The sequence below is a fragment of the Proteinivorax tanatarense genome (assembly GCF_040267685.1).
Taxonomy (GTDB): Bacteria; Bacillota; Proteinivoracia; order Proteinivoracales; family Proteinivoracaceae; genus Proteinivorax; species Proteinivorax tanatarense.
The window spans coordinates 717210-740916 of record NZ_CP158367.1 but is presented as its reverse complement, the minus strand read 5'-3'; the positions used below and the strand labels follow the sequence as shown (position 1 = coordinate 740916).

Annotated in this window: 19 protein-coding genes and 1 pseudogene; 3 read left to right on the top strand and 17 right to left on the bottom strand. The window is 35.5% G+C overall.

The window, feature by feature from the left end:
* Positions 1-159 precede the first annotated feature (159 nt).
* Positions 160-477 (bottom strand): competence type IV pilus major pilin ComGC, encoded by a 318-nt coding sequence (locus PRVXT_RS03655; protein ID WP_350344331.1) that lies wholly within the window; start codon positions 475-477, stop codon positions 160-162.
* A gap of 393 nt (positions 478-870) precedes the next feature.
* On the opposite strand from PRVXT_RS03655, the gene PRVXT_RS03650 reads away from it, so the two are divergent.
* A complete protein-coding gene (locus PRVXT_RS03650) occupies positions 871-2595 on the top strand; it encodes an ABC transporter ATP-binding protein (RefSeq protein WP_350344330.1) in 1725 nt (574 codons plus the stop codon).
* A complete protein-coding gene (locus PRVXT_RS03645) occupies positions 2595-4322 on the top strand; it encodes an ABC transporter ATP-binding protein (protein WP_350344329.1) in 1728 nt (575 codons plus the stop codon). The genes PRVXT_RS03650 and PRVXT_RS03645 overlap by 1 nt, the downstream gene beginning before the upstream one ends.
* A 99-nt stretch (positions 4323-4421) precedes the next feature.
* Here PRVXT_RS03645 and PRVXT_RS03640 read toward each other — a convergent pair whose 3' ends face one another.
* The 7 genes from PRVXT_RS03640 to PRVXT_RS03610 form a co-directional block, all read right to left on the bottom strand.
* Entirely contained in the window at positions 4422-4682 is a 261-nt protein-coding gene (locus PRVXT_RS03640) for a hypothetical protein (RefSeq protein ID WP_350344328.1), read from the bottom strand.
* Positions 4683-4765: 83 nt separating this feature from the next.
* Complete coding sequence (locus PRVXT_RS03635; protein ID WP_350344327.1) at positions 4766-5974, bottom strand: class I SAM-dependent methyltransferase; 1209 nt, start codon at positions 5972-5974, stop codon at positions 4766-4768.
* A 115-nt stretch (positions 5975-6089) separates the two neighbouring features.
* Positions 6090-7745, bottom strand: a complete 1656-nt coding sequence (locus PRVXT_RS03630) for an FAD-dependent oxidoreductase (RefSeq protein ID WP_350344326.1) — start codon at positions 7743-7745, stop codon at positions 6090-6092.
* A 290-nt stretch (positions 7746-8035) separates the two neighbouring features.
* Positions 8036-9808 (bottom strand): M3 family oligoendopeptidase, encoded by a 1773-nt coding sequence (locus tag PRVXT_RS03625; RefSeq protein WP_350344325.1) that lies wholly within the window; start codon positions 9806-9808, stop codon positions 8036-8038.
* A gap of 154 nt (positions 9809-9962) precedes the next feature.
* A complete protein-coding gene (locus tag PRVXT_RS03620) occupies positions 9963-10946 on the bottom strand; it encodes a 3-oxoacyl-ACP synthase III family protein (RefSeq protein ID WP_350344324.1) in 984 nt (327 codons plus the stop codon).
* 12 nt (positions 10947-10958) lie between these two features.
* Positions 10959-12278, bottom strand: coding sequence for an acetyl-CoA hydrolase/transferase family protein (locus PRVXT_RS03615; protein ID WP_350344323.1), 1320 nt, complete (start codon positions 12276-12278; stop codon positions 10959-10961).
* A 21-nt stretch (positions 12279-12299) separates the two neighbouring features.
* The gene (locus PRVXT_RS03610; protein WP_350344322.1) at positions 12300-13331 is read right to left on the bottom strand and encodes a 3-oxoacyl-ACP synthase; all 1032 of its coding nucleotides are present in this window, start codon (positions 13329-13331) and stop codon (positions 12300-12302) included.
* Between the two features lie 165 nt (positions 13332-13496).
* On the opposite strand from PRVXT_RS03610, the gene PRVXT_RS03605 reads away from it, so the two are divergent.
* On the top strand, positions 13497-14900 hold the full coding sequence (locus tag PRVXT_RS03605) for a transposase (RefSeq protein ID WP_350343545.1): 1404 nt from the start codon (positions 13497-13499) through the stop codon (positions 14898-14900).
* A gap of 94 nt (positions 14901-14994) precedes the next feature.
* On the opposite strand, the pseudogene PRVXT_RS15045 reads toward PRVXT_RS03605, so the two are convergent.
* From PRVXT_RS15045 to PRVXT_RS03560, 9 genes and pseudogenes are all read right to left on the bottom strand, one after another.
* A pseudogene (locus PRVXT_RS15045) lies at positions 14995-15315 on the bottom strand (methyl-accepting chemotaxis protein); the annotation flags it as partial.
* 518 nt (positions 15316-15833) lie between these two features.
* Positions 15834-16631 carry an alpha/beta fold hydrolase gene (locus tag PRVXT_RS03595; protein WP_350344320.1) on the bottom strand — a complete coding sequence of 266 codons (798 nt, stop codon included), beginning with the start codon at positions 16629-16631 and terminating at the stop codon, positions 15834-15836.
* 237 nt (positions 16632-16868) lie between these two features.
* Positions 16869-18059, bottom strand: coding sequence for an ABC transporter substrate-binding protein (locus tag PRVXT_RS03590; protein WP_350344319.1), 1191 nt, complete (start codon positions 18057-18059; stop codon positions 16869-16871).
* Positions 18060-18118: 59 nt separating this feature from the next.
* Entirely contained in the window at positions 18119-18823 is a 705-nt protein-coding gene (locus PRVXT_RS03585; RefSeq protein ID WP_350344318.1) for an ABC transporter ATP-binding protein, read from the bottom strand.
* Between the two features lie 4 nt (positions 18824-18827).
* Positions 18828-19604 (bottom strand): ABC transporter ATP-binding protein, encoded by a 777-nt coding sequence (locus PRVXT_RS03580; RefSeq protein ID WP_350344317.1) that lies wholly within the window; start codon positions 19602-19604, stop codon positions 18828-18830.
* Between the two features lie 11 nt (positions 19605-19615).
* Positions 19616-20665, bottom strand: a complete 1050-nt coding sequence (locus tag PRVXT_RS03575) for a branched-chain amino acid ABC transporter permease (protein WP_350344316.1) — start codon at positions 20663-20665, stop codon at positions 19616-19618.
* Positions 20666-20668: 3 nt separating this feature from the next.
* Positions 20669-21556: a branched-chain amino acid ABC transporter permease gene (locus PRVXT_RS03570; RefSeq protein WP_350344315.1), complete on the bottom strand. Its 888-nt coding sequence runs from the start codon at positions 21554-21556 to the stop codon at positions 20669-20671.
* Between the two features lie 34 nt (positions 21557-21590).
* Complete coding sequence (locus PRVXT_RS03565) at positions 21591-22007, bottom strand: MaoC family dehydratase (protein WP_350344314.1); 417 nt, start codon at positions 22005-22007, stop codon at positions 21591-21593.
* A gap of 208 nt (positions 22008-22215) precedes the next feature.
* Positions 22216-23631 (bottom strand): sigma-54 interaction domain-containing protein, encoded by a 1416-nt coding sequence (locus PRVXT_RS03560; protein WP_350344313.1) that lies wholly within the window; start codon positions 23629-23631, stop codon positions 22216-22218.
* Between the last annotated feature and the right edge of the window lie 76 nt (positions 23632-23707).

Sequence of the window (23707 nt, the reverse complement as noted above, 5' to 3'; positions counted from 1 at the left end):
CTCCATTATAAGTTACCTTTTTTAAGTTATCATTGATTTCAATCACAAAACCCTTTAAGTTATTTTCAACAAAAAAGCTTCTCTCTATACTTTTTTAAGTTTGTCAGTTTAAAAGCCAAAAGATACTCAGGGTCATCACTGACTCTGAGTATCTTTTTACTAATGATTACATGAAACCTTTCCTTTACTTAACTTATATGTGCCACCTAAAGGACATTCTAGTTCATACTCTAGAAAATTATTTTTATACAAATAGTTAGCTATGTCACCTTTATCATCGATTGTAGAATTTTTAACAGTTTCATATTGCGCAATTGCTCCTTCTAATAAAATTATGGAGCTTTTACAAAGTTCTTTGTGAGCGTGTTCGGAACCACTAGCTATATTGGGTATCGTTAGCACTAATATTACTCCTAAAAGGGATATTACAATTAAAACTTCCAATAATGTAAACCCATCATAGTTATTAAATTTCACCTTATCCCCCCCTACTAGGCAAATGTAAAACTTTAAAACGCCTTGTTGCACTTCAACTTACCTCTTAGGTTATTCTTTTTCACGATGCTGGAATTTACAACCAATTAGTTTTCAATTTTCTATATTTTAATAATTCGACAACTTAATCTAAAATCCTTTAATATTTTTAATAATTATAAGATTATGTCTTAAATGTTATTTTAAAGCTAAATTTAAATTTTATAATAAATTTGCTTAAAAATATCAATAAATTTATTGACATTGTTAAATAATTTATTATAATTGAGATAACACCTTTAAAACATTAAGCTTTTAGTTTAAATATTAAATAACTGGTTAGGATTCGATGCAATGTTAATTTTATTATTAAAAATAGTAAGGAGTTGTTTAAAAATGTTGGTAGATTTAGTGAAAAAGTTGCCTAATTTGAGGCCATATTATTTGTTGGCAGTTTTATGTTTAGTTGGAGAAGTGTTATTTACCCTTATAATGGCGCAATCTTTAAGAGTTTTAGGTGATAGCGCCATACTACAGGTCCATGATTCCTTTTATGTTTATCTTGGAATTTTAATGTTTTCTACTGTAGTTTTATCTCTTTGTTTAAGCGGTCAGACTTTATCTACTGGTAAAATTAGCGAATCTATAACCTATACCCTACGAAAAGAGGGCACACAGAAGTTAATAGAGCTTCCAGAATATAAACTTGATGAAATGAATTCCGGAGATAGCATGTCAAAGCTTACAAACGACCTTCAACTAGTGGGGCAGTTTTTAAATAACGATGCCTACATGTTAATCTCAAGACCGCTAATAGCCATTGTCTCTCTTGTTTATCTTCTTCTTTTAAACTGGCAGCTTACCTTAATAAGTATAGTCGTAATACCTCTATTATTTATTGCTACTACCTATTTAGGAAAGCCTATATCTAGATTTAGTAAAGAGCATCAAGATGAACTATCAAATATGAATAATACCACTCAAGATATTTTAGGTGGAGTATCCATAGTTAAAACCTTTAACTTACAGAATATTGTAAGGGAAAAGTTTAGCAAGCAAGTGAATACTTCGATGGATAGAGGTGTAAAGCTAGCCAAAAAAAGAGCAGTTTTGCAAAGTCTTACTGTCGGCATATCCTTTTTACCCTTTATAGTAACCTTTGGACTAGGAGGTTATCTTACAGTTGCCGGCTCTTTAACTCCTGGAGAACTAATAGCTTTTATTAATTTATTGAATAACTTGACTTTCCCTCTTGCCCAAATCCCCAGTCATTACGGCAGCTATAAAACTTCCATGCAAGGTCTTAAAAGAATTTATGATTTGTTAAATGAAGAAGCCGAAAGAAAAAACGGGGAATCCTTTGATGTTGAAAATGCATCTACATTAGTTGAAGTAAAAAACTTAACTTTTGGTTATGGCGATAGCTCTGTTTTAAAAAACTTAAACTTTAAAGTAAAAAAAGGTGAAACACTGGCGTTGGTAGGTCCTAGCGGCAGCGGAAAATCTACCATTTTTAAACTGCTGACAGGATTTTATGCAGACTATAAAGGTAAAATTAATATGTTTGAAAAGGATATTGAAATCTGGAACCTAGATAAACTAAGATCCAACATCTCAACAGTTAGCCAGGACACATATCTTTTCCCTGCTACTATTAGAGAAAACCTAACTATAGTTTGCGATAATTATTCGGAAACACAGCTAATAAAAGCTACTAACATAGCAAATGCCCATGACTTTATAAAAAAGCAGCCCAACGGATATGATACTATTGTGGAAGAAAAAGGAAACAATTTTTCAGGAGGACAAAAACAAAGGTTAGCAATCGCTAGAGCTATCTTAAAAAACCCGGAACTTTTGCTGCTAGATGAAGCTACCTCTGCATTAGATACAGAATCAGAAGCAATTGTACAAAAAGCCTTGGATAATGTTATGTCAGGAAGAACTAGCATAGTAATTGCTCACAGACTTTCCACTATAGTAAATGCTGATAGAATTTTGGTCTTAGATAATGGCAACATAGTTGAAGAAGGTAGCCATAGAGAGCTTTTGGATAAAAAAGGTCTTTACTATAACCTTTATCACAAGCAGTTTGATAGTAACAAAGGAGGTGTTGCATAGTGAGTGGTTTTAAAGGCTTTTATAACCTATTAAAAGGAAATAGAGTTAAATACTTACTAGGACTTTTATGTATGTCTATTCTAGACTTAAGTCAAATTTTTATAGCTACTATTTTTTTGGTACTTTTTGATGGTATAGTAGCTCAAGATACAGGTATGGTATTAGATGCTATATATGGACTTTTAGCTCTAACTCTCCTTCTTACTGCTCTTGTGTTAATTGGTTTTACTCTAATTAAAGTCTCATCTATAAAAGCTATAAGCTCATTAAGAGCTAAAGCATTTAATAAAATGCTTAACCTTCCCCAACAAGAATATAGTAATAACCATAGCGGAGACTTCACCTCAAGGGTTACCAACGATATTCAAGTTCTAGAAAAATCTTTAACCCAACATTTTACTCAACTCACAGGAAAATTTATAGGAGGAATTGGTTGCATTATTTATATGTTTATACTGAATTGGAAATTTGCCCTAGGGCTCTTAGCTTGGAATTTTATTAACCTTGGTATTACAAGCTTATTCATTAAACCTATGAAAGAAAAAAGTGATCAGGTGCAAAAAAAATTAGGTGACACAACCACAGGTCTTTCAGATATAGTTGCCGGCTCATCGGTAATCAAGTTGTTTAATCTAAAGACTAAAATGGCAAAAAAGTTTAAGCAAAAAAATAAATTTGTGTATGAATCTGCTTTAAAAAGGGTAAAGCTAAACTCTGTTATGCGAGGCTTAAATAACTTTTTAACTATTTTTTCCTTTGTAGGTTTTATTGCAATAGCTAGTGTTTTTATATTAAGAGGTGATGTCTCTTTTGGGCAAGTTCTTGCTATAAATCAATTACAAAACGGTGTTGGAATGTTCTTTAAAACTCTTGGAGAATTTTTAAACCAGGTTCAAGAGTCCTTTGCTGGACTTGATAGGGTAAATGAACTGCTAGACAAAGAAGAAGAACCTACTTGTTTTGAAAAAATGCCTACCATAGATATCAATAGTGCAATAGCATTTGAAAATGTTAACTTTTCTTACAACTGCAAAGATACTGTACTAAATAATATCTCTTTTGAAGTAGAAGATGGGGAAACAGTGGCTATTGTAGGTCCTAGTGGTGGAGGAAAAAGTACCATTTTTAAGCTATTACTTGGTCTATACCAACCAAAGAATGGAAGCATGTCCTATTTTAGTACTATGGCACATGATTACTCAATTGACAGGTTACGTAGTCTTACTGCTTATGTACCTCAAGAGCCATATCTTTTTAACGGTACTATCAAAGAAAATATCGCTTATGGCAAAAAAGATGCTACAGATTACGAAATATTTGCTGCAGCAAAAGCGGCTAACGCCCATAAATTTATTTTAAGCCTTGAAAATGGCTATGACACAATGGTAGGAGAAAGGGGAATATTTTTATCCGGCGGACAAAAGCAAAGGGTTGCAATTGCTAGGGCTATAATCAAGGATGCTCCAATCTTGTTACTAGATGAAGCAACATCTTCTTTAGACAACGAATCAGAAAAACTAGTTCAAAATGCTATTAATAACCTTATGCAAAATAAAACAACTCTTATAATAGCCCATAGATTATCTACAATTGAAAATGCTGACAGAATTTTGGTTGTAGATAATGGTCAAATTGTAGAAAGTGGTACCCACAGTGAATTGTTAAACAAAAAAGGTGTGTACGCCCACCTTGATGCGGTACAGTTTAGCAAGAAAAAGGGAGCATGATAAAAATATATCATATTAATATACCTAAAAATGGTTCCACTCATCTAACAATGAGTGGAACCATTTTCTTGCTACTTTACTTAAAACTCAATTTAACAATCATTTGTTCTTGCGGGCAAAGGATATTCCTCCAAAACCACCTACTACTGCTAAGTAGAACCCAAAATCATAAGCACTCCCTGTATTTATAGGCTCATAAATCCTAATTCCTTCATTAAATATCCCTATAATAAGAGAAATCGGCGCTACCCAGCCATGCCATATTCCCCAGAAAAAACCAGCTGGCTGCTCTTCCGTATATGACCCATCACCAGGAATACAACCAGTTAGTAACATCAAAAATGTTAAAATTACCACCATGAGCATAGCCTTCTTAATTCTAATTTCTATCACCCCATTTTAATTATTAGTAAAATACTTATTTGCTGGAACTAACTCTATGTTTAGATCCCTAAGCAATTACCTTCCCGGTAAAATATTGCTGTTTCGTTTTCGTGTTTTACTATTGGGCTCATTCCTGTAAAAGTTATTCTTTTGAAGCCTTGTTGTACTATAAATTGCTGCCCTTCTTTGTCTTGATCTCTTTCTGCGTCGTCCCAGATTATTACACCGCTGGGCTTAAGCTTTCTCAAAGCGTATTTTGCACATTTTATTCTTTCTTTGGAGTCGATTACTATTACATCGTATTTCTTCTTTGTTTGTAAGATTTTTTCTGCAAACTTTCTTTCTTTGTTAAAGTCGGCATATATAAGGTTAACGTTCTCTCCTGCTTTTGTTTGCACCATTTTAAGCCACTGGAGGTTATGCTCACATGAAGTTACTGAGCTTACTCTTTTTGACCACCAAAGGGAGCTATAGCCACACCCATACTCAAAAACATCCCATTTGCTTTTTACCCTTTCTTCTAAAAAGGTTACAGCTTGGTAGGTAAACCAAGGCAAAGGATTGCCTTTTTTATCTAAGCTTTCTTTGTTTTTGAAGGTTTCAAACCAACCTCTGTTGTACAAACCTGTTTCGCCACATAATATTTCTATATATTTTTCTAAGTTATCAAAATCAATAGGAGTATTTAAAAGTATTTCTGCTATCTTTTTTTCTCTGTCACTTCTAACTAGAAAGCGAAAATAAGGGTTGTGATGGGGGTGAGTATAGGTGGATATTTTCAGCTGGTCAGGGTTTTCATTTATATAGTTGTTTGTGCGATGATACTTTCCCAAAACAATTTGGCATTTTTTTAATGCGTTATATGTAAAAATTTGAGCTGCCAAACCACAGTTTAGGTCGGCATAGTTTATATCCAAAGTTTTGTTAGTCATTTCTTGTAGCATAGCAGAGCAGACATCTGTATCTAAAAACATCTGATCTCCCATCACCCTAATAATGTGCTGCGGCTTTAATTCTTTAGCTATTGCCACCATTTTTTTGCCTAGGTTTTGTTCCTTAGAAAAAAATACTTTTATGGGATATTTTTCTTCTAACTTCTTGTATGCTTTATTTTCTTTGCATTTATGTAAAGGCAAGATAATAGCCTCTATTTCCCTAATCATCATAAGCTTTTCGATGGTATGCTCGATAACCATCTTTCCATCAATAGTATAACGAAGGTTTTCAGTTTCTTTGCTATTAATATCGATAAAAGCGATAGCGTTCATAGTATCATCTCCTTGACGTACATTGGCATGTTTAAAGTTAAGCAGTTAGTTACTTTACTTGTCTTTTACTATTATAGCAAAGTAGCTGGCTTTTTTGCCAGCTACTTTTGTTTGACTATGAACTTAATTCTTTTTTCTCTGTTGTTGCCATATTATAGATATAATATCCACCACTTAGATTCTTTACATCGCTATAACCCTTTTGCGCAAGAAGCCTACCTGCTAAATACGAGCGCAATCCAGTTTGGCAAATTAAAATTATTTCTTTATCTTTGGGTATTTGCTGCCAGTTATCCCTAAACTCATCTATAGGAATATGAACAGAGTTTTCAATATGTCCATTATCAAACTCTTCTTTTGTTCTTACATCAACGATTAAATACCTTTCGCTTCCTAGTATTGAGTCTATCTCATGCCAATGTATTATATCCATGTCTCCCTTTAAGGTATTGTTTGCCACAAACCCTGCGACATTTACTGGATCTTTAGCAGTAGAATACGGTGGAGCGTAAGCTAATTCTAGCTGTTCTAAATCTTCAACATTCATTCCCGCTTTTATGGAGGTTGCAAAAACGTCTATTCTTTTATCCACACCTTTTTGACCGACTATTTGTGCCCCTAGCACCTTACCTTTCAAATCACAAATGGTCTTTACGGTCATGGGTATAGCTCCAGGAAAATACCCAGCATGGGAGGCAGAGTTGGTGTAGGATGTGCAGTATTTTATCCCCAGCTTTTTTAATACCTTTTCACTATTTCCCGTTGCTGCTACTGTATAGTCAAATACTTTAGCTATACTAGTGCCTTGACTACCATGATAAACTTCTCTTTGGCCACCCACATTGTTTGCTGCAATCCTTCCTTGTCTATTTGCTGGGCCTGCTAGTGGTATAAAGGTAGGAGCTTTGTTAACTAAATCTTCTACCTCAATAACATCGCCTACGGCATAAATTGATGGATCGGAAGTTTGGAGATATTTATTAACTTTTATAGTCCCTCGTTGACCTAAGCCTAGACCTGTCTCTTTAGCTAAGTCTGATTCCGGCGCTACGCCAATTGATAGAATTACCAGGTCTGCATCTAACTCTTTTTTGCTATCTAAAGTAACCTTTTGGTTCTCAAAAGATATTGCCTTGTCGGAAAGATATAGCTTTGCTCCTTTATCTTTTAAATGCTTCTGAACTATAGCGGCCATCTCATAGTCTAAAGGGGGCATAACCTGATCTAATGCCTCAACAAGGCTTGTGTCTAGTCCCCTATCTATAAGGTTTTCAACCATCTCAAGCCCAATAAATCCTCCACCTACTACCACTGCTTTTTTAGGTTTTTCTGTCTCAATAAAGTCAGTAATGTTATCAGTATCCTCTAAGCTTCTAAGGCTAAAAATATGTTCGCTATCTATACCTGGTATCGGGAATTTAATAGGTTTAGCTCCTGGCGAAAGAATTAAATAGTCGTAGCTTTCCTCATACTGCTCGTTAGTGCCCCAGTTTTTTACGTGGACCTTTTTATTTTCACGGTCAATTTTTGTGATTTCACTTTTTACCCTAACATCAATTCCAAACCTTCCCTCCATACCCTCTACCGTTTGGACTAAAAGGTTTTCCCGCTCCTTTATTGTGCCTCCTATATAATAAGGCAGTCCACAATTGGCAAATGATATGTGCTCTCCTCGTTCAAACATTATTATTTCAGCTTCTTCTGTAACCCTACGAAGCCTAGCAGCTGCGCTTGCTCCTCCAGCGACACCACCAATTATTAGAACTTTCATTAATACACGCTCCTTTTTACTTTTTTAGTTAGCTTGTCCTTTGTTATAAGATATTAGTACAAATTTTTACAAGAGTAAAGCCATGTTATATTTAGTTCGATAATTTTTTCAATACAATAAAGTAAAACTTCCTTAAGATATTTTCACCTAACATTTTATATGATTTGTTAACCATGTGTTGGACCATTTTTGTTAACCATGTCCTGACCGAACACATGTATTGAACCTTTCCTATCTCCTATCTCCTAATAGAACAGACTGCTGACTTAGTCAACAGTCTGTTTTTTTGCTTACTCAACTAGCTCTAAAAACTTATCTATATCTTTAGCAATGATATTTAGCGAACTTCTCCAAAAATCTACAGACCTAACATCTATCCCCACCATAGCGGCTACGTCTGCTATAGTGTTTTTTCCGGTAACTGATAGAAGTTTATCGTACTTTTCTACAAAGGCTTCACCTTCTTCTAAATACTGGGCGTAAATACCCAAAGAAAATAGCAGTCCAAAAGAATATGGGAAGTTATAGAAGCTTCTACCTGCAGAGTAGTAATGTGGTTTACATACCCACATGTACGGATGCAAATAGTCATGGTCAAGTCCATCGCCATAGGCTTTTCTTTGGGCTTCTAACATAATTTCTTTTAGTTCATCTACAGATAGGGAGCTTTCCTTACGCTTTTCAAATAGCTTACTTTCAAAATAGTAGCGGCTGTAAATATCAGCTATTACTTGACCACTTTGGGATATAGAGCCTTCTAATATCCCTATCGCTTCTTTGTCAGATGCTTCTTTTAGCACTGCATTAGAAACTATAGTCTCACAGAAAATCGAAGCAGTTTCAGCAAGGGGCATAGGGTAAGAAGCATTTAGCATTGATTCTTGATATAAGCACTGTCCGTGATAACCATGACCTAACTCATGGGCTAAAGTTCCTACATCGCTTAAAGATCCAGTAAAGTTTGATAAAATTCTACTTTGTTTTATTGGGTGGAGGTTGCTACAAAAAGCTCCTCCTCTTTTTCCTTCTCTAGGTTCAATGTCTAACCAGTTATTATCAAAAGCATGTTTTGCAAATTCTGCAAGCTTTGAACTAAAGGTGTCAAACTGCTCTAATATGAATTCTTGGGCCTCTTTGTAGCTAAATGTGGTTTCCACACTACCTACAGGTGCAAACATGTCATAAAAAGGAACTCCCTTTTTATGACCTAAAAGCTCGCCTTTTTTCTTATAATATTTATGGAAAATAGGTAGGCTTTCCTCAATAGCTTGAAGCATTGCATCTAAGGTTTCTTGGTCCATCCTAGATTGAATTAAGGTTTCTTCTAGGGGAGATTTAAACCCACGCATTTTGCTTACTGTAATAACCTCACCTTTTATAGCGTTTAAAGCTGCAGCTGATGACTCCTCTATTTTCTCATAGGATTTAAGCTCAGCTTTATATGCTTTTTTTCTAAAATCTTGATCTTTAGAAAAGGCCATGTTACGAACAACGGGAAGAGGATATTTTTTCTTTTCTCCGTCTTCCTCTATCTCTACTGTTAACGTAGAAGTAAGGTTGTTTTGAAGCTTGCTCCAAGCACTGGAACCTGTGTTTTTCATTTTTGCAATAACTTCTTCTTTTTCTTTACTTAGAGTATGTTTATTTTGTAGGTCCAGCTCTTGGAAATAGAACTTATGCTCTTTAAGCTTTTCTGTACTATCTAAAATTTCATCCAAGTTGTCTAAACTACCTAGCCACTGTTTAAAAGTTACTGTGGCTGATGTTAACTCAGTCATCTTCATTTGAAGTTTTTCGATAGCGTTAGCTGCCTTTTGGTTCTTCGCATCAGTACTCAAACTCAAATTTCCAAAGTTCATAAGCTTTACAGCAAGGCTGTAAATTGAAGTATATTGGGCTATGTACTCCTCTAAAATCTTTTGGGGATTGCTATCTTTTTTTAGCTTGTCTTTTGCCCAACTGTTAATTTCTTTTACTTTTTGGTCAAGCTTTGCCATATCATCTTTAAACTCCGGAGAGTCAAAAGAGGTGTATAAATCGTCTAAATTCCATCTTCCTTCCATCAAACATTCCTCCCTTATAGTTGTTATTATAATGATATCTCTTTTCAATAAAACTATCAATATAAAATTTTTAAAATTTTTAAAATCTCTAGCTTTCCGGATATTTTTTTCTAAAAAAAGTAACGGGAGGGAGGTCCCCGTTACTTTTATATGCCTACCATTTAAACGCTGTACAAGCTACTGCAAATCCTACACCAGAGCCTACAAATACAACATTATCACCTGGCTTAACTTTTCCTTGTTTTAAGGCAACATCTAAGGCCATGGGAATGCACGCTGATCCTGTGTATCCGTATTCACCCATGATACAGGTTGTTTTTTCCATAGGAAGTTCTAGTACATTCATTACTTCTTCGATTACCCATTTATTTATTTGCGTTAAAAACACATGGTCTATGTCTTTAATTTCGAGGTTAGCCTGTTTAAGGACGTCTTTAATGATAGGAGGCCATAACTTTATATTTCTATCAGGTGGTAATGGTTTTAAAAATGTCAGCAAATGTTCTTTGTTATCTATTCTCTCTTTTGTTATAGGTTTTTTTGCACCACCAGCATAAATTCCTAAAATATCATATTGAGTTCCATCAGCTATCAGCTTAGATGCCAAAAACCCTCTGTCCTCTTCTGTAGCTGATAAAATAACTGCACCAGCTCCATCAGCAAAGATTGGAAAAACTGATATGTTTTCTTTGTCCACAAATTTAGTCATGTTATAAACACCGATAAGTAATATTTTTTTATAACCTCCAGACTGAATCATTCGAGAAGCTATATCCATAGAAGCGACAAACCCAGAGCAAGATGCGTTGACATCAAAAGTTCCTGCATTTGTAGCTTTTAACCTCCCCTGTACAACAGAAGAAGTAGCGGGACTTAAATATTCTGGAGTGTCTGTTGTAACCATAACTAGGTCTATATCATCTGGACCAATCTTCGCATCTTCAATAGCTTTAAAGCCTGCTTCTGTAGCCATATCTGCCGAGCTTTCGGTTTCAGAAGTAATATATCTTTGCTTTATGCCTAATTTTGCTTCTAGTGAAGGCTTAAGTGGCTGACCAAATTTTTCTTCTAGATCAGCGTTAGTCAGTAAGACCGATGGATGAGCTTTACCGCTACCGATTATTTTTGCATTAAACATGTACTTCCCTCCTTATCTAATCCCTAGCTCTTCAGCTTCTTTTCTAAGCTGTTCTCTAAAATCAGGGTGGGCGATATTTATTAAACTTTGGACTCTATCTCTCACTGAAGTCCCCCTGAGAGATGCTACACCGTACTCTGTAACTACATAATCAACATCATTTCGGGATAATGATACTACCGCACCATGGGTTAGTCGTGGCACAATTTTAGAAATAGTCTTACGCTCATCACTACCGGAAACTCGCACATTAGCAGTTGAATACAGAGCTATAATAGATTTTCCTTCTTTGGACTTTTGTGCGCCCACAGCGGTGTCAGTTTGACCACCAGTTCCGCTAAACTGTCGATGGCCTATAGATTCAGAGCAACATTGGCCTGTTAGGTCCATCTCTAAGGTGGTGTTTATCGAAACCATTTTATAATTTCTACCGATTACATCAGGGTTGTTTACCCAATTTCCGTCAAGTATAGAAACCGACGGATTGTCATCTAAGAAGTTATAAAGTTTTTTACTACCTAAAGCGAAGGTTGCTACCATCTTCCCAGGTAGCAATGATTTTTCCGTACCTGTAATGGCACCGGATTTATAAAGGTCTACCATACCATCAGTAAACATTTCTGTATGAATTCCAAGGTTCTTTTTATCAACCAATTCTGATGCAACTGCGTTGGGAATTCCACCGATTCCCAGTTGGATAGTTGAACCATCTTCTACAAGTTCAGCTATATGTTTTCCTATTATTTTATCTCTATCACTTGGCTCCACTACTGGCAGTTCAGCAACTGGATAGTCCACGTCCACTACATAGTCAATATCTTTAATATGAATTGTGGTATCACCAAATGTCCGTGGCAAGTTAGGATTGACTTCCAGTATAACCAAGTCTGCTTGTTCTATAACTTCCTTTTCATAAGTTGCACTTAGGGACAACGATAAAAACCCGTGCTTATCCATAGTAGAAGCAGTACCTAAAAAAACATTACATGGCCTATGCTGAATTCTTTTTGTCCCGGCAAAGTGTAGATGGTTAGGGATAAAAGAAACGTTGCCATTTTTATGAGCTTTTCTAATGCCAGGGCTGTAAAACCACCCTTCGGTAAAAAAGCTATCTTTATATTTTTCATCTGCAAAAAAAGGATAATTTTGCATCGGCAGACAATTTGATATATTTACATCTTTTACCTTTTCCGATATGGTATGCAAATTAGAAAGTATTTGTTGAGGTTCTGCAGCCGCTAAAGCAGTTATAATGTTATCACCGCTTTTGATTTTTGCTAAGCTTTCTTCTAAACTGATTAATTTGCTGTTGTATTTATCTTGTACGTTCACTTTCTTTATTCCTCCTCAAGTTTAATTGTTAACAGGTCCCCATTTTATCACATTAGCAGCCCAAGCGTAACCAATGCCTGCAGCTATCATTGAGATAACAGTTCCATTTTCTATTTTCCCCTCTTTTAGGGCTAGTTCTAAAGAAAGTATCTGGTCAACTTGGCCCATATGTCCATAGTCACTTAAGTAAATTGATTGTTCTTCTGTTAATCCTAATAGGTCTATCATATACATGTGCATTGATTTTTTAAAATGTAGCACTGCAAGATACCCTAATTCTTCCTTTTTCACCCCTGATTTTATAAAAGCTTGATCTATGCAACTAACCCAGTTTTTCATTGAAACTTCGTTAAGTCTCTCTTTCATAAATTGGGGCTGAAACAACCGTAAAGACTTGTTAGCTTCTTCAGCATTTTCTGAGGTTATAGGCTTTTCTGTACCTCCATACTCCACACCAGCCGATCTAGCCAGAGAACCATCTGTCAAAATATGAGAGCTAAGCAAAGCGTTTTTCCCGTAATTTTTCTTAAGGATAATAGCTCCACCTCCAGCTGATAAATTATACATCATAGACATAGATTTATCAGTATAGTCAACAAAGTCACCGTTTCTATATCCTCCTACTATCATAGCTGTATTTATGTTGCTGTCAGCCATCATCATATCTTTGGCTATCTTCATTGCAGCAACAGTTGTACAGCAGCGCTGCTGAACATCAATCGCCCACGCATTTTTAGCTCCTATTTGTTCTTGAATGTAAATACCAGAGGTTGTCAGAGGGTATTCTTTCCACTCTTCCCCCATACATATAATTAAATCTATATCCATAGGATCAACACCAGTGTTTTCTAAAGCCTTTTTACCAGCCTTAACTCCCATTTCTTGGGTGCCGTCACCTTCTTTAGCTGGAATTGGCTTTCTATTTATACCTAGTTTTTCTTTTACTGCTTCTTCTGTCCACAATCCTTTCGTTTCCTCAGCAATGTCCTTTGCTGTCATAAAAGTTTCCGGTATATAAAGTCCTGTACCAACAATTCCTACATGATTCTCCATTTGAGACTCCCTCCTAGTTATTCTCACTTATAGGCGATTGCAAAACTTCACAATGCCTGATATAAAAGCTTTTATATTAATAATCTCAAAGGAATCCCCCCACTTTTTATCAAATTATATAGTAATCAAAATACGCATTTGATTACATGAAAGGAGGAATATCCAATGAAAAAATACGAACAAATTTCTTTTGCTAACTTTAACCAAGAATTTGATGAGCTGTTAAAATCTAAGCAACCTACCTTAATTGAGCTATTTAGCGATTTCTTAGAAGTGGATGAAATCATCCCGGCTTCGTTTTATGATGCTTACTATTCATCGTTAGGTAGAAATAGAGACTATTCTTTGTCGTCTATGATATCTGCTTTAATCTTGCAAAAGATTCTCTCATTACCCCACACTAAAACTCTTCTAAACATTCTAGCTCTTTCCAAAGAGTTAAGAGATTTTTGTGGGTTTGACGATAAGTTGCCTGATCCAGCTCAATTCACTCGTTTTAAACAGAATTTTCTACCACACATTGAGCAGATGTTTCATAATTTAGTGGATGATACTGAGGCTTTATGTCATGATATCAATGATGATCTAGCTGACATCTTAATCTCTGATACCACGGGGTTTGAGGCCTTTGTTAAAGAAAATAACCCTAAGTTTTATGAAACGCTTCTAACCAGTGCAAAAAAGTATGCTAAAATTGAAAACTCTGTTAACCCTCATTCTCTTGCCGCAAGTAAGATGCCTAAAATGGCGTCTGCTAATAACGAGTTTAAGCTATCTCATTTAAACGGACACTTTGGCTATTATCTTAAAACAAACGTTGTTACTAACGGGCTTGGCATTGTTAGACATATAGATTTTTATGATTTAGACTTAGAAACCATTTCTCCTGAATTAAAAGATGAGTATGATTCTAAAACTCTTATTCCCGTTTTAGAAAACTTTTTCAAAAAGCACCCTCTTTTAAAGTACAAGTACTTTCTTGGAGATGCTGGTTTTGACTCTTACGATAATTATCGCTATCTTTATTGCGATAAGAATATGATCCCAATTATTCCTTTAAACCAAAGGCGTAAATCTGACTTGCCATCTTCAGGCTTTACAGATGATGGCACCCCTACATGCCCTCACGATAGTTCATTAAAAATGAATTATGATGGTGTTGCCAGAGAAAAAGGAAGGGCTGATAGGGTTAAATTTAAGTGTCCTAAATCTAAAAAAAAAAGAGTAAATGGTAAGCAAAAAAGCACTTTAGATTGTCAAAACCCTTGTACTTCTTCCTCTTATGGTCGTGTAACTTATGTGCCTATACACAAAAACTATAGACTTAATTGTGCTATCCCCAGAGACTCTGAGAAATGGAGTAACTTATATAAGGTTAGAACAATATGTGAAAGAGCTATTGCCCAGCTTAAACACTCTATGTCTCTTAGATCCTCTAAGCTTTATAATACCAAGACTTTAAAAGCTGATATATTATTAGCGGCTATTACGCAGCTTACTGCGTTAACTGTTCTGCATAGAGCGAACAACACATCAGCACCTATGTCAATTAAAAACCTTGTAGCATAGACTGCTTATTTTCGCACCTGATTCTTCTTAAAAATACATTTTTACATATTTTCGGTTGCTCTATTCTTTTTTAATTAACGCATTTTGCAATTACCTAATTCTCACTTAGTTTTTGTGCTTGTTTATATAAACTGTCAGATAAGTCAGTAACATCGCACATAACTTCAGTTATAGATTCGATGTATTTCTGTTGTAACTGACAGACTTTTAACAATTTCTCTACTTGCCCTTCGATTTCTGATTTAGATTGATTTATTTCTCCTAGAATAGCTTCCACTGTCAATACATAATCGTTTGTTTTAGATGAAAGTTTTCGAGTTTCGTCGGCAACAACTCCGAATCCTCTACCCTGTTCTCCTACTCTTGCTGCTTCTATTGCTGCATTTAATCCAAGAAGATTAGTCTGGTTTGAAATTTCTTTAATAAACCCTAACACCCTATCGGTCTGCTGAATTTTCTCAATAGACTGCTTAAATGCTTCATTTAGGTCACTGCCTACCTTGGCTGTATTATTTACAGTTGTGGAAATATCATTTGTATATATTCCTAAGTTTTCCATAGTTTTTTTTAGTTTCTCTGCCGCACCTATAAGAACCTGTTGTTTGTCCACAGTTTCTGCAAAGGAAACTACCCCAACTAGTTTTTGATGGTTATTGTAAAGAGGAATTGCTATGGCGATATATGGAAAACCAAATACATCTTTGTTTACCCTTTGAATTATCCTTTGCTTTTTATTTAAACACTTTTGAGCAGTAGAACCTTCTACATGAGGTTGGCCAGGCTTTAAACCGTGGTTTAATTTATCAGAAGGAATGTAGGATACACAACCATTTAAATCACAAACCGATACGGCAAAGTCAGATGTTGTTAATTTATTGATAAATGGTGCCACATCTACAAAACTTTTAATAATGGGTTCCATTTAGTAACCACCTACTTTAACAAAAAATTTAAAAACACTTCGTTACTTTTATTAGGCTGCTCCATAAAAAAAACATGTCCACCCTTTTCAATAATCTCTACTTCTGAAGAAGATATTCTTTCATTGAGTAAATAAGCGTTTTGAGGTGGTACCACTTCATCTTTTTGCCCAGCCACTATTAATGTATCAGCTTTTATTCTTTGGGTATTGTCTTCACCATTAAATGAAGCCCCTGCCATTAGCTGCCTCTGGTAAGCATATTTGGGCTGGGGTTCTTGCTTTTTTTCTTGCATAATTTTCTCTAAAACTTCTTTGTCTTCAGGAATTTTACCGTTATAAAAAGCAGTAGAAATTGCCTTTTTAATATCTAAGATTGTTTTGTACTCCCCCCCACCTTTCATCATTATATCCAATGTTTCTTGTGGTATGGGAATGCTATTAGGACCTCCAAATGATGTGGAACATAGTATTAACTTATCCACCATCTCTGGATAATTTGCAGAGAATTGTTGAGCAATAAACCCGCCCATTGAAACGCCTAGAATATGGGTTGTTTTTATATTCAAAGAACGTAATAGTCCAGCTAAATCATCAGCCATCATTTCTATTGTATATTCACAGTCCGGCTTATCTGTTTTTCCAACTCCCCTATTATCAAATATAATAACTTTAAAATATTTTGAAATTACCGGCAGTTGCTTATACCACATCCAAGTTGAATAACCCAAACCTTCAATTAACACTAAAGGTTCTCCCTCTCCATGAACCTCGTAATACATGCTAATATCGTTAACCTTAACTATAGCCATCACAATCACTCCTCTCGTATTATACTTTTACAGCAATTTTCATGCCAGTTATAAACCACACTATTTCTGAGGATTTTAGATAAGATGCCCCTTGAATTGTACTAATTTTATACAATATCAGTACGTTGTTTAACTTTGTTAGTGTCTAATTTTTATACATGTACACAAAATCCTACACTTCTTTACATAGCTTTGTATAAAAAAAGCCCGAAGTTAATCGGGCTTTTATGTTTGTTTTTAGAATTCGTTGAAGTCTGTATATTGCTGGAATATCCAGTTTCCATCTTCGTCCTGAACAATGTTACTCAAAGACATATGAGTAACTCCTTGTCTCACACCTCCAGAATAAGAAACCTCTGGAGCCATCCCTTCTGTAAAGTGGATATTTTCCATAGCTTCAATATATCCTTCCCATGTAAGATCATCACCAGCTTCTTCAAGACCTGCCACAAAAACTTCACCCGCTACCCATCCAGCCATCGTATAGGCATTTATCATGCTTTCTGGGTAGTACTCACTCATAGCTGTTGCCAACGGATCTAAACCCTCTTCATCTACATCTAACCAACCCATTACATAAATATCATCGATAATATCTTGAATAGTTGTTGGCTCAACAGCAGCAATAAACGAAGCGTCTGCATTTGAGTAAGAAGTTATAATAGGGATATCGACCATTTGGAAATCGTTTATTTGTCTAAGAGCAGGAGTTGCCCCTGCAGCAAGAGTATAAACAATGATAACATCTGGATCTGAGTCTCGAAGCTGTTGAACTTGTGCAGTCAAATCAGTTTCTCCTGGAGCAAATGAAACGTCAGCAACTAATGCATCTTCTTTGCCCATTTCTGCTAACCCTTCTTCAATTCCCTGAATCCCTTCTAACCCCACATCATCATTTGAATAAATTACTCCAATCCTCTCTGCATCAAACTCCTCTATAGCATATTTGGCTTTAAGCTTACCTTCATAAACATAGTTTGGCTGAACTGGAAAAAAATTTTCTCCCAGAGTAGTTAACTCGACTGCTCCTGAACCAAAATAGACTGATGGTATGCCATGCTCTTCAACTATATCTGCAGTGGCTAGCACACCAGGAGTACCAAGTTGACCAACTATAGCAAATACACCTTCATCTTCAATTAGACTGTTAACCCCATCAATAGCTAACGCAGGATCAAACTCATCATCTTCGACGATTAGTTCTATTTCTCTACCATTTACTCCACCTTGCTCGTTAATTGTGTTAAGATAAGCTGTCATTCCTTCATAGTAAGGTGAACCAATAAATGCTAGTGGTCCAGATGTCACTCCTACAGAACCTATCTTTATGGAGTCATCTGTAACACCTTGTTCTGCTTCGCCACCACCACAGGCAGCTAATGACATTACCATTACTACGCATAAAGTAATTACTAAAAGCTTTTTCATTGATGTTGCCCCCTTGAATTTTCTTCATTATTTTAATCTAAGCCTGCTTGGCTTAAAGTTTATTCACCTAAATATGCTTTTTTTACTGAATCGTCATTGATCAGCTTTGAAGCAAAATTATGTTGGACCACTTTTCCAGTTTCTAAAATATATCCATAATCTGCAACTGCTAAGGCTTTCATTGCATTTTGTTCTACTAGCAAAATAGTTGTACCCTCTTCGTTAATTTGTTTTATAATCTTGAAAATGTTTTGCACAATTAAAGGAGCTAGCCCCAAAGAAGGCTCGTCAAGCAATAATATTTTTGGCTTAGCCATTAACGCTCTACCAATCGCTAGCATTTGCTGTTCTCCTCCTGAAAGGGTACCTCCCTCTTGATTTTTCCTCTCTTTTAAGATAGGAAAGTACTCATAGACCTCATCAAAAGTTTTAGAAATATTTTTTTTATCTTTCCTGGTATATGCTCCTATTCTCAGATTCTCCTCAACAGTTAAGTCGGGAAATATCTGTCTCCCTTCAGGAGATTGTACTATACCCTTAGCAACTATTTTTTCTGGAGGTAAACCTATGATACTGCTATTATCTAGGGTTATTTTTCCTTTTTGAGGCTTCATTAGTCCGGATATTGTCTTTAAAGTTGTCGTTTTTCCTGCCCCATTTGCTCCTAATAATGTTACTATTTTTCCTTCAGGCACCTCTAAAGTCACGTCTTTAAGAGCATGTATATATCCATAATACGCTTGTACTCCATCTAGTTTTAACATACTATTAATCCCCTTTCCCAAGATAAGCTTCTTGTACCTCAACACTATTTTGAATCTCTTTAGGGGTTCCTTCTGCAATCTTTTTACCAAAGTTAATAGCACATATTCTTTCGCAGATATCCATAACAAGACCCATGTCATGCTCTACAAGTAGTATGGTAACTTTATAGTGATCTCTTATCCTTTTTATGGTTTCTGCCAATTTATCAGTTTCAGTATCATTCATTCCTGCCGCTGGCTCATCTAGAATTATTAGTTTTGCATCAGACATTAAAACCCTTCCAAGTTCTAACATTTTTTGTACTCCATAAGGCTGAGCTGATGCCTGTAAACCCTCTATACCATTAAGGTTTAGAAAATCTAAAATTTCTAAAGCCTTATCCTTTACTCGCTTTTCTTCATTATTTACAAAGGGTAGTCTTAAACCTTCTGCGAAAAAGTTAGTCTTGGTTTTCCCATGGTGCCCCACCATCAAATTTTCTAAAACAGTAAGATTATTGAACAACTCTACATTTTGAAAAGTTCTAGCAAGGCCTTTATCTATAACTTGATGGACCTGATAATCAAGTAGATCTACTTCTTTTCCATTAGGAGAAAACAGCACTTTACCACTATCAGGAGTATAAAATCTACTAATACAGTTAAAGACCGTAGTTTTTCCAGCCCCATTGGGCCCTATCAGTCCATAAATGGAGTTATTTTCAACCTCAAAACTTAAATTGTCAACAGCCTTTAGTCCGCCAAAACTTATGGATAGATTTTGTACTTTTAAAATTTTCATCAGTTGACCTCCTAACTGTCGACTTTTTCTTTGCTTTGTTCTGATTTTGAAACCAGTTTGTTTTTTATGCTTGTAATAATAAAAATTCCTCTTCTAAAAATTCCTTCAGGAAAAAACCTAATTACCAAAATTAAAGCAAATCCTGTAAGAATAAAATTAATATTCATGATTTCCCCTATAAAAGGTATGCCTTGTGTTAAACGAGGAATTATAACCAAAAATGCCGCACCAGCAATACTTCCACCAATGGAAGCTAAGCCACCTATAACAACCATAGCCAAGATATCTAAAGATAATTCCGCTCCCCATGTTGCAGGATAAACAAATCGTTCGCTAATAGCATATAAACCACCGGCAACACCAACATAGAATGAGCTTACGGCAAAAGCTATTAGCTTGTATTTAAACATGCTCACTCCCATTGCCTGAGCTGCATGGTCACTATCACGCATAGCTACTAGTGCCCTTCCTGTTTTTGAGCGCAAAAAGTTATAAGAAAACAGTGCAAACAGTAGCAATAAAACTATGCTAAAAATCAACATATTATGGGAGGACATCCTAATACCGAATAGCTCTGGAGAACTAACCCTCATGCCTGAAAAACCACCGGTAAATTCAGTCCATTCTTGAAAAACGTACTGTATAGTTACTCCTAAACCAAGGGTGGCAATGGCTAAATATAAGCGTTCCAATCTAAGAGCTATAAGGCCTAAAATAAGACCTACTATTGTGGGTACTATACCTGCTATTAACAACGCTAGTAAAAAGGACATTTCCAACTGCATCGTAATATACGCTGTTATATAGGCACCCAGTCCCATAAATGCTGCATGTCCTAATGATATCTGTCCTCCGTACCCCAACAAAATATTAAAACCTAAAGCTGCTATAGAATAATATGTCACCCTAATCAGCAAACTAACATTACGAGAACGCAGCAATGAAAAGTTCATATCAATAAGTACAAACAAAATCATAATTAAAGCAATCAATGTATAAAGTCCAGGTGTAGTTCTAAAAAAGGCAACTACTGGATTTTTAGATTGTTTTATTTCATCCATAATTTACACCTTCTTTCTTCGGGTTTTACCAAATATCCCGTAGGGTTTAAATATAAGAACTAAAATTAAAAACCCATAAACTATTACTGTTTGCCAGCTAGTGGAAATATAGTACCCTACTAAGTTATCCAGTATCCCTATAGCCAAACCTCCCACGACAGGTCCAATAAACGAAGTAAATCCTCCGAGAACTGCAGCTATAAAAGATTTCAAATGAACATCGGCCATCATACCGGTGTGTACATTTGTAGCTGGAGCGATGAGCATACCTGCGATAGCACCGAGTACCGTTGCTATAATCCATGAATACGAAGTGACTTTAGACGTAGGCACTCCCATTAAACGAGCCGCAGTATCGTTTTGGGCTGTTGCCCTAATAGCTACCCCAAACATAGTTTTTTTAATCATAATAAATAGTGCTGTCATTAAGATAAGGGCCAAAGACATTACAAAAATAGCATGGGGCCTCAGCAACACTCCCCCGATATTTAAGTTACCTTGGATTGCTCTAGGCATATAATGTGAGTCTGTACCAAAAATCGCTGCTGCTCCACCATTAACAATCATTATCAATCCTAAAGTAACAATCATCTTCCCAACCATAGATCCCTTGCTGGCAGGTCGTATAAAGAAACGTTCTACTACATATCCAAAGCAAATTGCAAACAAAATAGTTGCTAAAAAGGCAATTGGATAAGGGTATGGGAATCCAGCCTCAGCAAGGTTTCCCCAAATACTCCAAGCTACAAACGTACTAAACATAGCCATTTCTCCTTGGGCAAAGTTTGTAACCGCAGAAACTCTAAATATCAGCACTACCCCTAAAGCAGCCAACGCATATAAACTTCCTGTTTCCATTCCTGCTACAATATTTTGTATAAAAGTTGTCATTTAATTATCTCCACCTCTCCAGACGTCTGCCTACCTATTTAGGTGGCATTACTGTGGCTATGCCATCCAATACCACTTTTCCGTCTTGATTAGTCCCCGTAGTTTTAAGCTTAAGTATATTTTTTTCTTCTTTTTTTTCAACAACTTCAACTTCTGCTTTTATTGTATCTCCTATTTTTACAGGGGCTGTAAACTTCAATTCTTGCCCCAGATAAATTGTTCCAGGTCCTGGAAGGTGCATCCCTAATACAGCTGAAATTAAGCCTGCTGTTAACATCCCATGAGCAATTCTTTCTTTAAACAAACTATCTTTGGCAACCTCGTGGTTAACATGAGCAGGGTTTAGATCTCCGGTAATCCCTGCATATAAATATACATCTGATTCTGAAATAGTCTTTTGTATAAACTCTTTTTGCCCTTTACTTATTTCTTTTATGGTTTTGCCTTTCATTTATAAAAACTCCCTTCAAATCTTATATATCATTAGAGTTTGCAATTACTATGCCAACTCTAAAACCCCTCTACTCCAGGGTCTATGCTCCAATAAACAAATTAAACAGCACTTTGTGTACAAAGTTCGTACACAAAGTGCTGTTTAATCATTATAAATAACGAGAAGGTAATGTCTTAATTTCTTACACGTGTCTTGTTTTCATACACTATTCTAAACAATATCTCTCTATTTTATCATATAAACTGGATCTGCTTATATTTAAGAGTTTAGCAGTCTGAAGTTTGTTTCCTTTTGTATATTCTAACGTTCTAACTATCGTCTCTTTTTCCGTCTCTTCTATTATGCTTTTAAGTGTTCGCATATTTCCCTCATAGCTATAAACCGCTACTTCTTTTTTATTTATATACACAGGTAAGTGGACTGGCATTATTGTATCTCCTTCAACAAGGTTAATAGCCCGTTCTAATACATTTTCTAGTTCTCTAACATTTCCTGGCCAGTCATGGGTTTGAAGAAAATCCATAGCTTTTGGTGAAATTTTATCTACATGCTTCCCAATTTCTTTTGAAACCTTTTTAATAAGTTTTTCAGTTAAAAGTCCAATGTCCCCTTCCCGTTCTTTTAAGCTAGGTATTTCTATAGTCATAACATTTAATCTATAATATAAGTCTTCTCTAAACTTCCCTTCTTTTACTAACTCTAATAATTTTTGGTTTGTTGCAGATATAACTCTAACGTCAACTTTTATTGTGTTGTTACTACCAACTTTTTCTATTTCATGTTCTTGAAGTACTCTCAACAGCTTAGCTTGCATTTTTAAAGGCATGTCCCCAATTTCATCTAGAAATATACTACCACCATTTGCTAACTGAAATTTTCCAACTTTGCCTCCTTTTTTTGCTCCAGTAAAAGCCCCCTCTTCATAACCAAATAATTCAGATTCTAAAAGTTCTGCTGGTATTGCTGCACAGTTGACCTTTACAAAAGGAGCATGTTTTCGCGAGCTGCCGTTATGTATTGCATGAGCAAATAGTTCTTTCCCTGTTCCACTTTTACCGAGAAGCAGTACATTGGAGTTTGTTTGAGCAGCTCTTCGAGACATATATTTAGCTTGGACCATTTTTTCGCTTTGACCCACTATGCTTTCCCAAGAGTATTTTGCTCCCTGAATTTTCTGTAATTGCCTTTTATATAAATGTAGTTCCGACTCTAACAATTTATTTTTGTTTATAATATCTTTAAACTCCTCTAGGTCTTCAAAAAGCACCATGCCAAAACCGAAAATTACCTCGCCTTGATCATCCAATACCGGGATTCTATGTACAATTCCTGTATGTCCATTTTCAAATTTATGCTTCCAAGCAATCTCAGCTTTCTTAGTTTTAAATACATAAGGAAAGCGGGAGTTCTTATCTACCTCTTTTACTTTTCTACCTATTATCTCTTCTTTCGTAAATTCTAAATAGTTTGCAAACACCCTGTTAATCATTTTTATTTCAGTTTTTTTATCAATAAGAATTATAGGTACAGGCACAGGGTCAAATATCTTTTCTAATGTTGAAACCAAATAATCTGTGAGAAGAAATTCGGGAGCTTGTAAGTTTATTCTATCATCTTTCAATATTTCCACCCCTTTTTAATACTTATTACTATTTTTATTATACCTCTTTTAGTTAGTCAGTAAAATACTATATTCA

Excerpts from the sequence above, each read along its gene's own strand:
- PRVXT_RS03650 (WP_350344330.1), top strand. The coding sequence starts at position 871 with ATGTTGGTAGATTTAGTGAAAAAGTTGCCTAATTTGAGGCCATATTAT.
- PRVXT_RS03640 (WP_350344328.1), bottom strand. The coding sequence starts at position 4,682 with ATGGTGGTAATTTTAACATTTTTGATGTTACTAACTGGTTGTATTCCT.
- PRVXT_RS03635 (WP_350344327.1), bottom strand. The coding sequence starts at position 5,974 with ATGAACGCTATCGCTTTTATCGATATTAATAGCAAAGAAACTGAAAAC.
- PRVXT_RS03630 (WP_350344326.1), bottom strand. The coding sequence starts at position 7,745 with ATGAAAGTTCTAATAATTGGTGGTGTCGCTGGAGGAGCAAGCGCAGCT.
- PRVXT_RS03625 (WP_350344325.1), bottom strand. The coding sequence starts at position 9,808 with ATGGAAGGAAGATGGAATTTAGACGATTTATACACCTCTTTTGACTCT.
- PRVXT_RS03620 (WP_350344324.1), bottom strand. The coding sequence starts at position 10,946 with ATGTTTAATGCAAAAATAATCGGTAGCGGTAAAGCTCATCCATCGGTC.
- PRVXT_RS03610 (WP_350344322.1), bottom strand. The coding sequence starts at position 13,331 with ATGGAGAATCATGTAGGAATTGTTGGTACAGGACTTTATATACCGGAA.
- PRVXT_RS03605 (WP_350343545.1), top strand. The coding sequence starts at position 13,497 with ATGAAAAAATACGAACAAATTTCTTTTGCTAACTTTAACCAAGAATTT.
- PRVXT_RS03595 (WP_350344320.1), bottom strand. The coding sequence starts at position 16,631 with ATGGCTATAGTTAAGGTTAACGATATTAGCATGTATTACGAGGTTCAT.
- PRVXT_RS03590 (WP_350344319.1), bottom strand. The coding sequence starts at position 18,059 with ATGAAAAAGCTTTTAGTAATTACTTTATGCGTAGTAATGGTAATGTCA.
- PRVXT_RS03585 (WP_350344318.1), bottom strand. The coding sequence starts at position 18,823 with ATGTTAAAACTAGATGGAGTACAAGCGTATTATGGATATATACATGCT.
- PRVXT_RS03580 (WP_350344317.1), bottom strand. The coding sequence starts at position 19,604 with ATGAAAATTTTAAAAGTACAAAATCTATCCATAAGTTTTGGCGGACTA.
- PRVXT_RS03575 (WP_350344316.1), bottom strand. The coding sequence starts at position 20,665 with ATGGATGAAATAAAACAATCTAAAAATCCAGTAGTTGCCTTTTTTAGA.
- PRVXT_RS03570 (WP_350344315.1), bottom strand. The coding sequence starts at position 21,556 with ATGACAACTTTTATACAAAATATTGTAGCAGGAATGGAAACAGGAAGT.
- PRVXT_RS03565 (WP_350344314.1), bottom strand. The coding sequence starts at position 22,007 with ATGAAAGGCAAAACCATAAAAGAAATAAGTAAAGGGCAAAAAGAGTTT.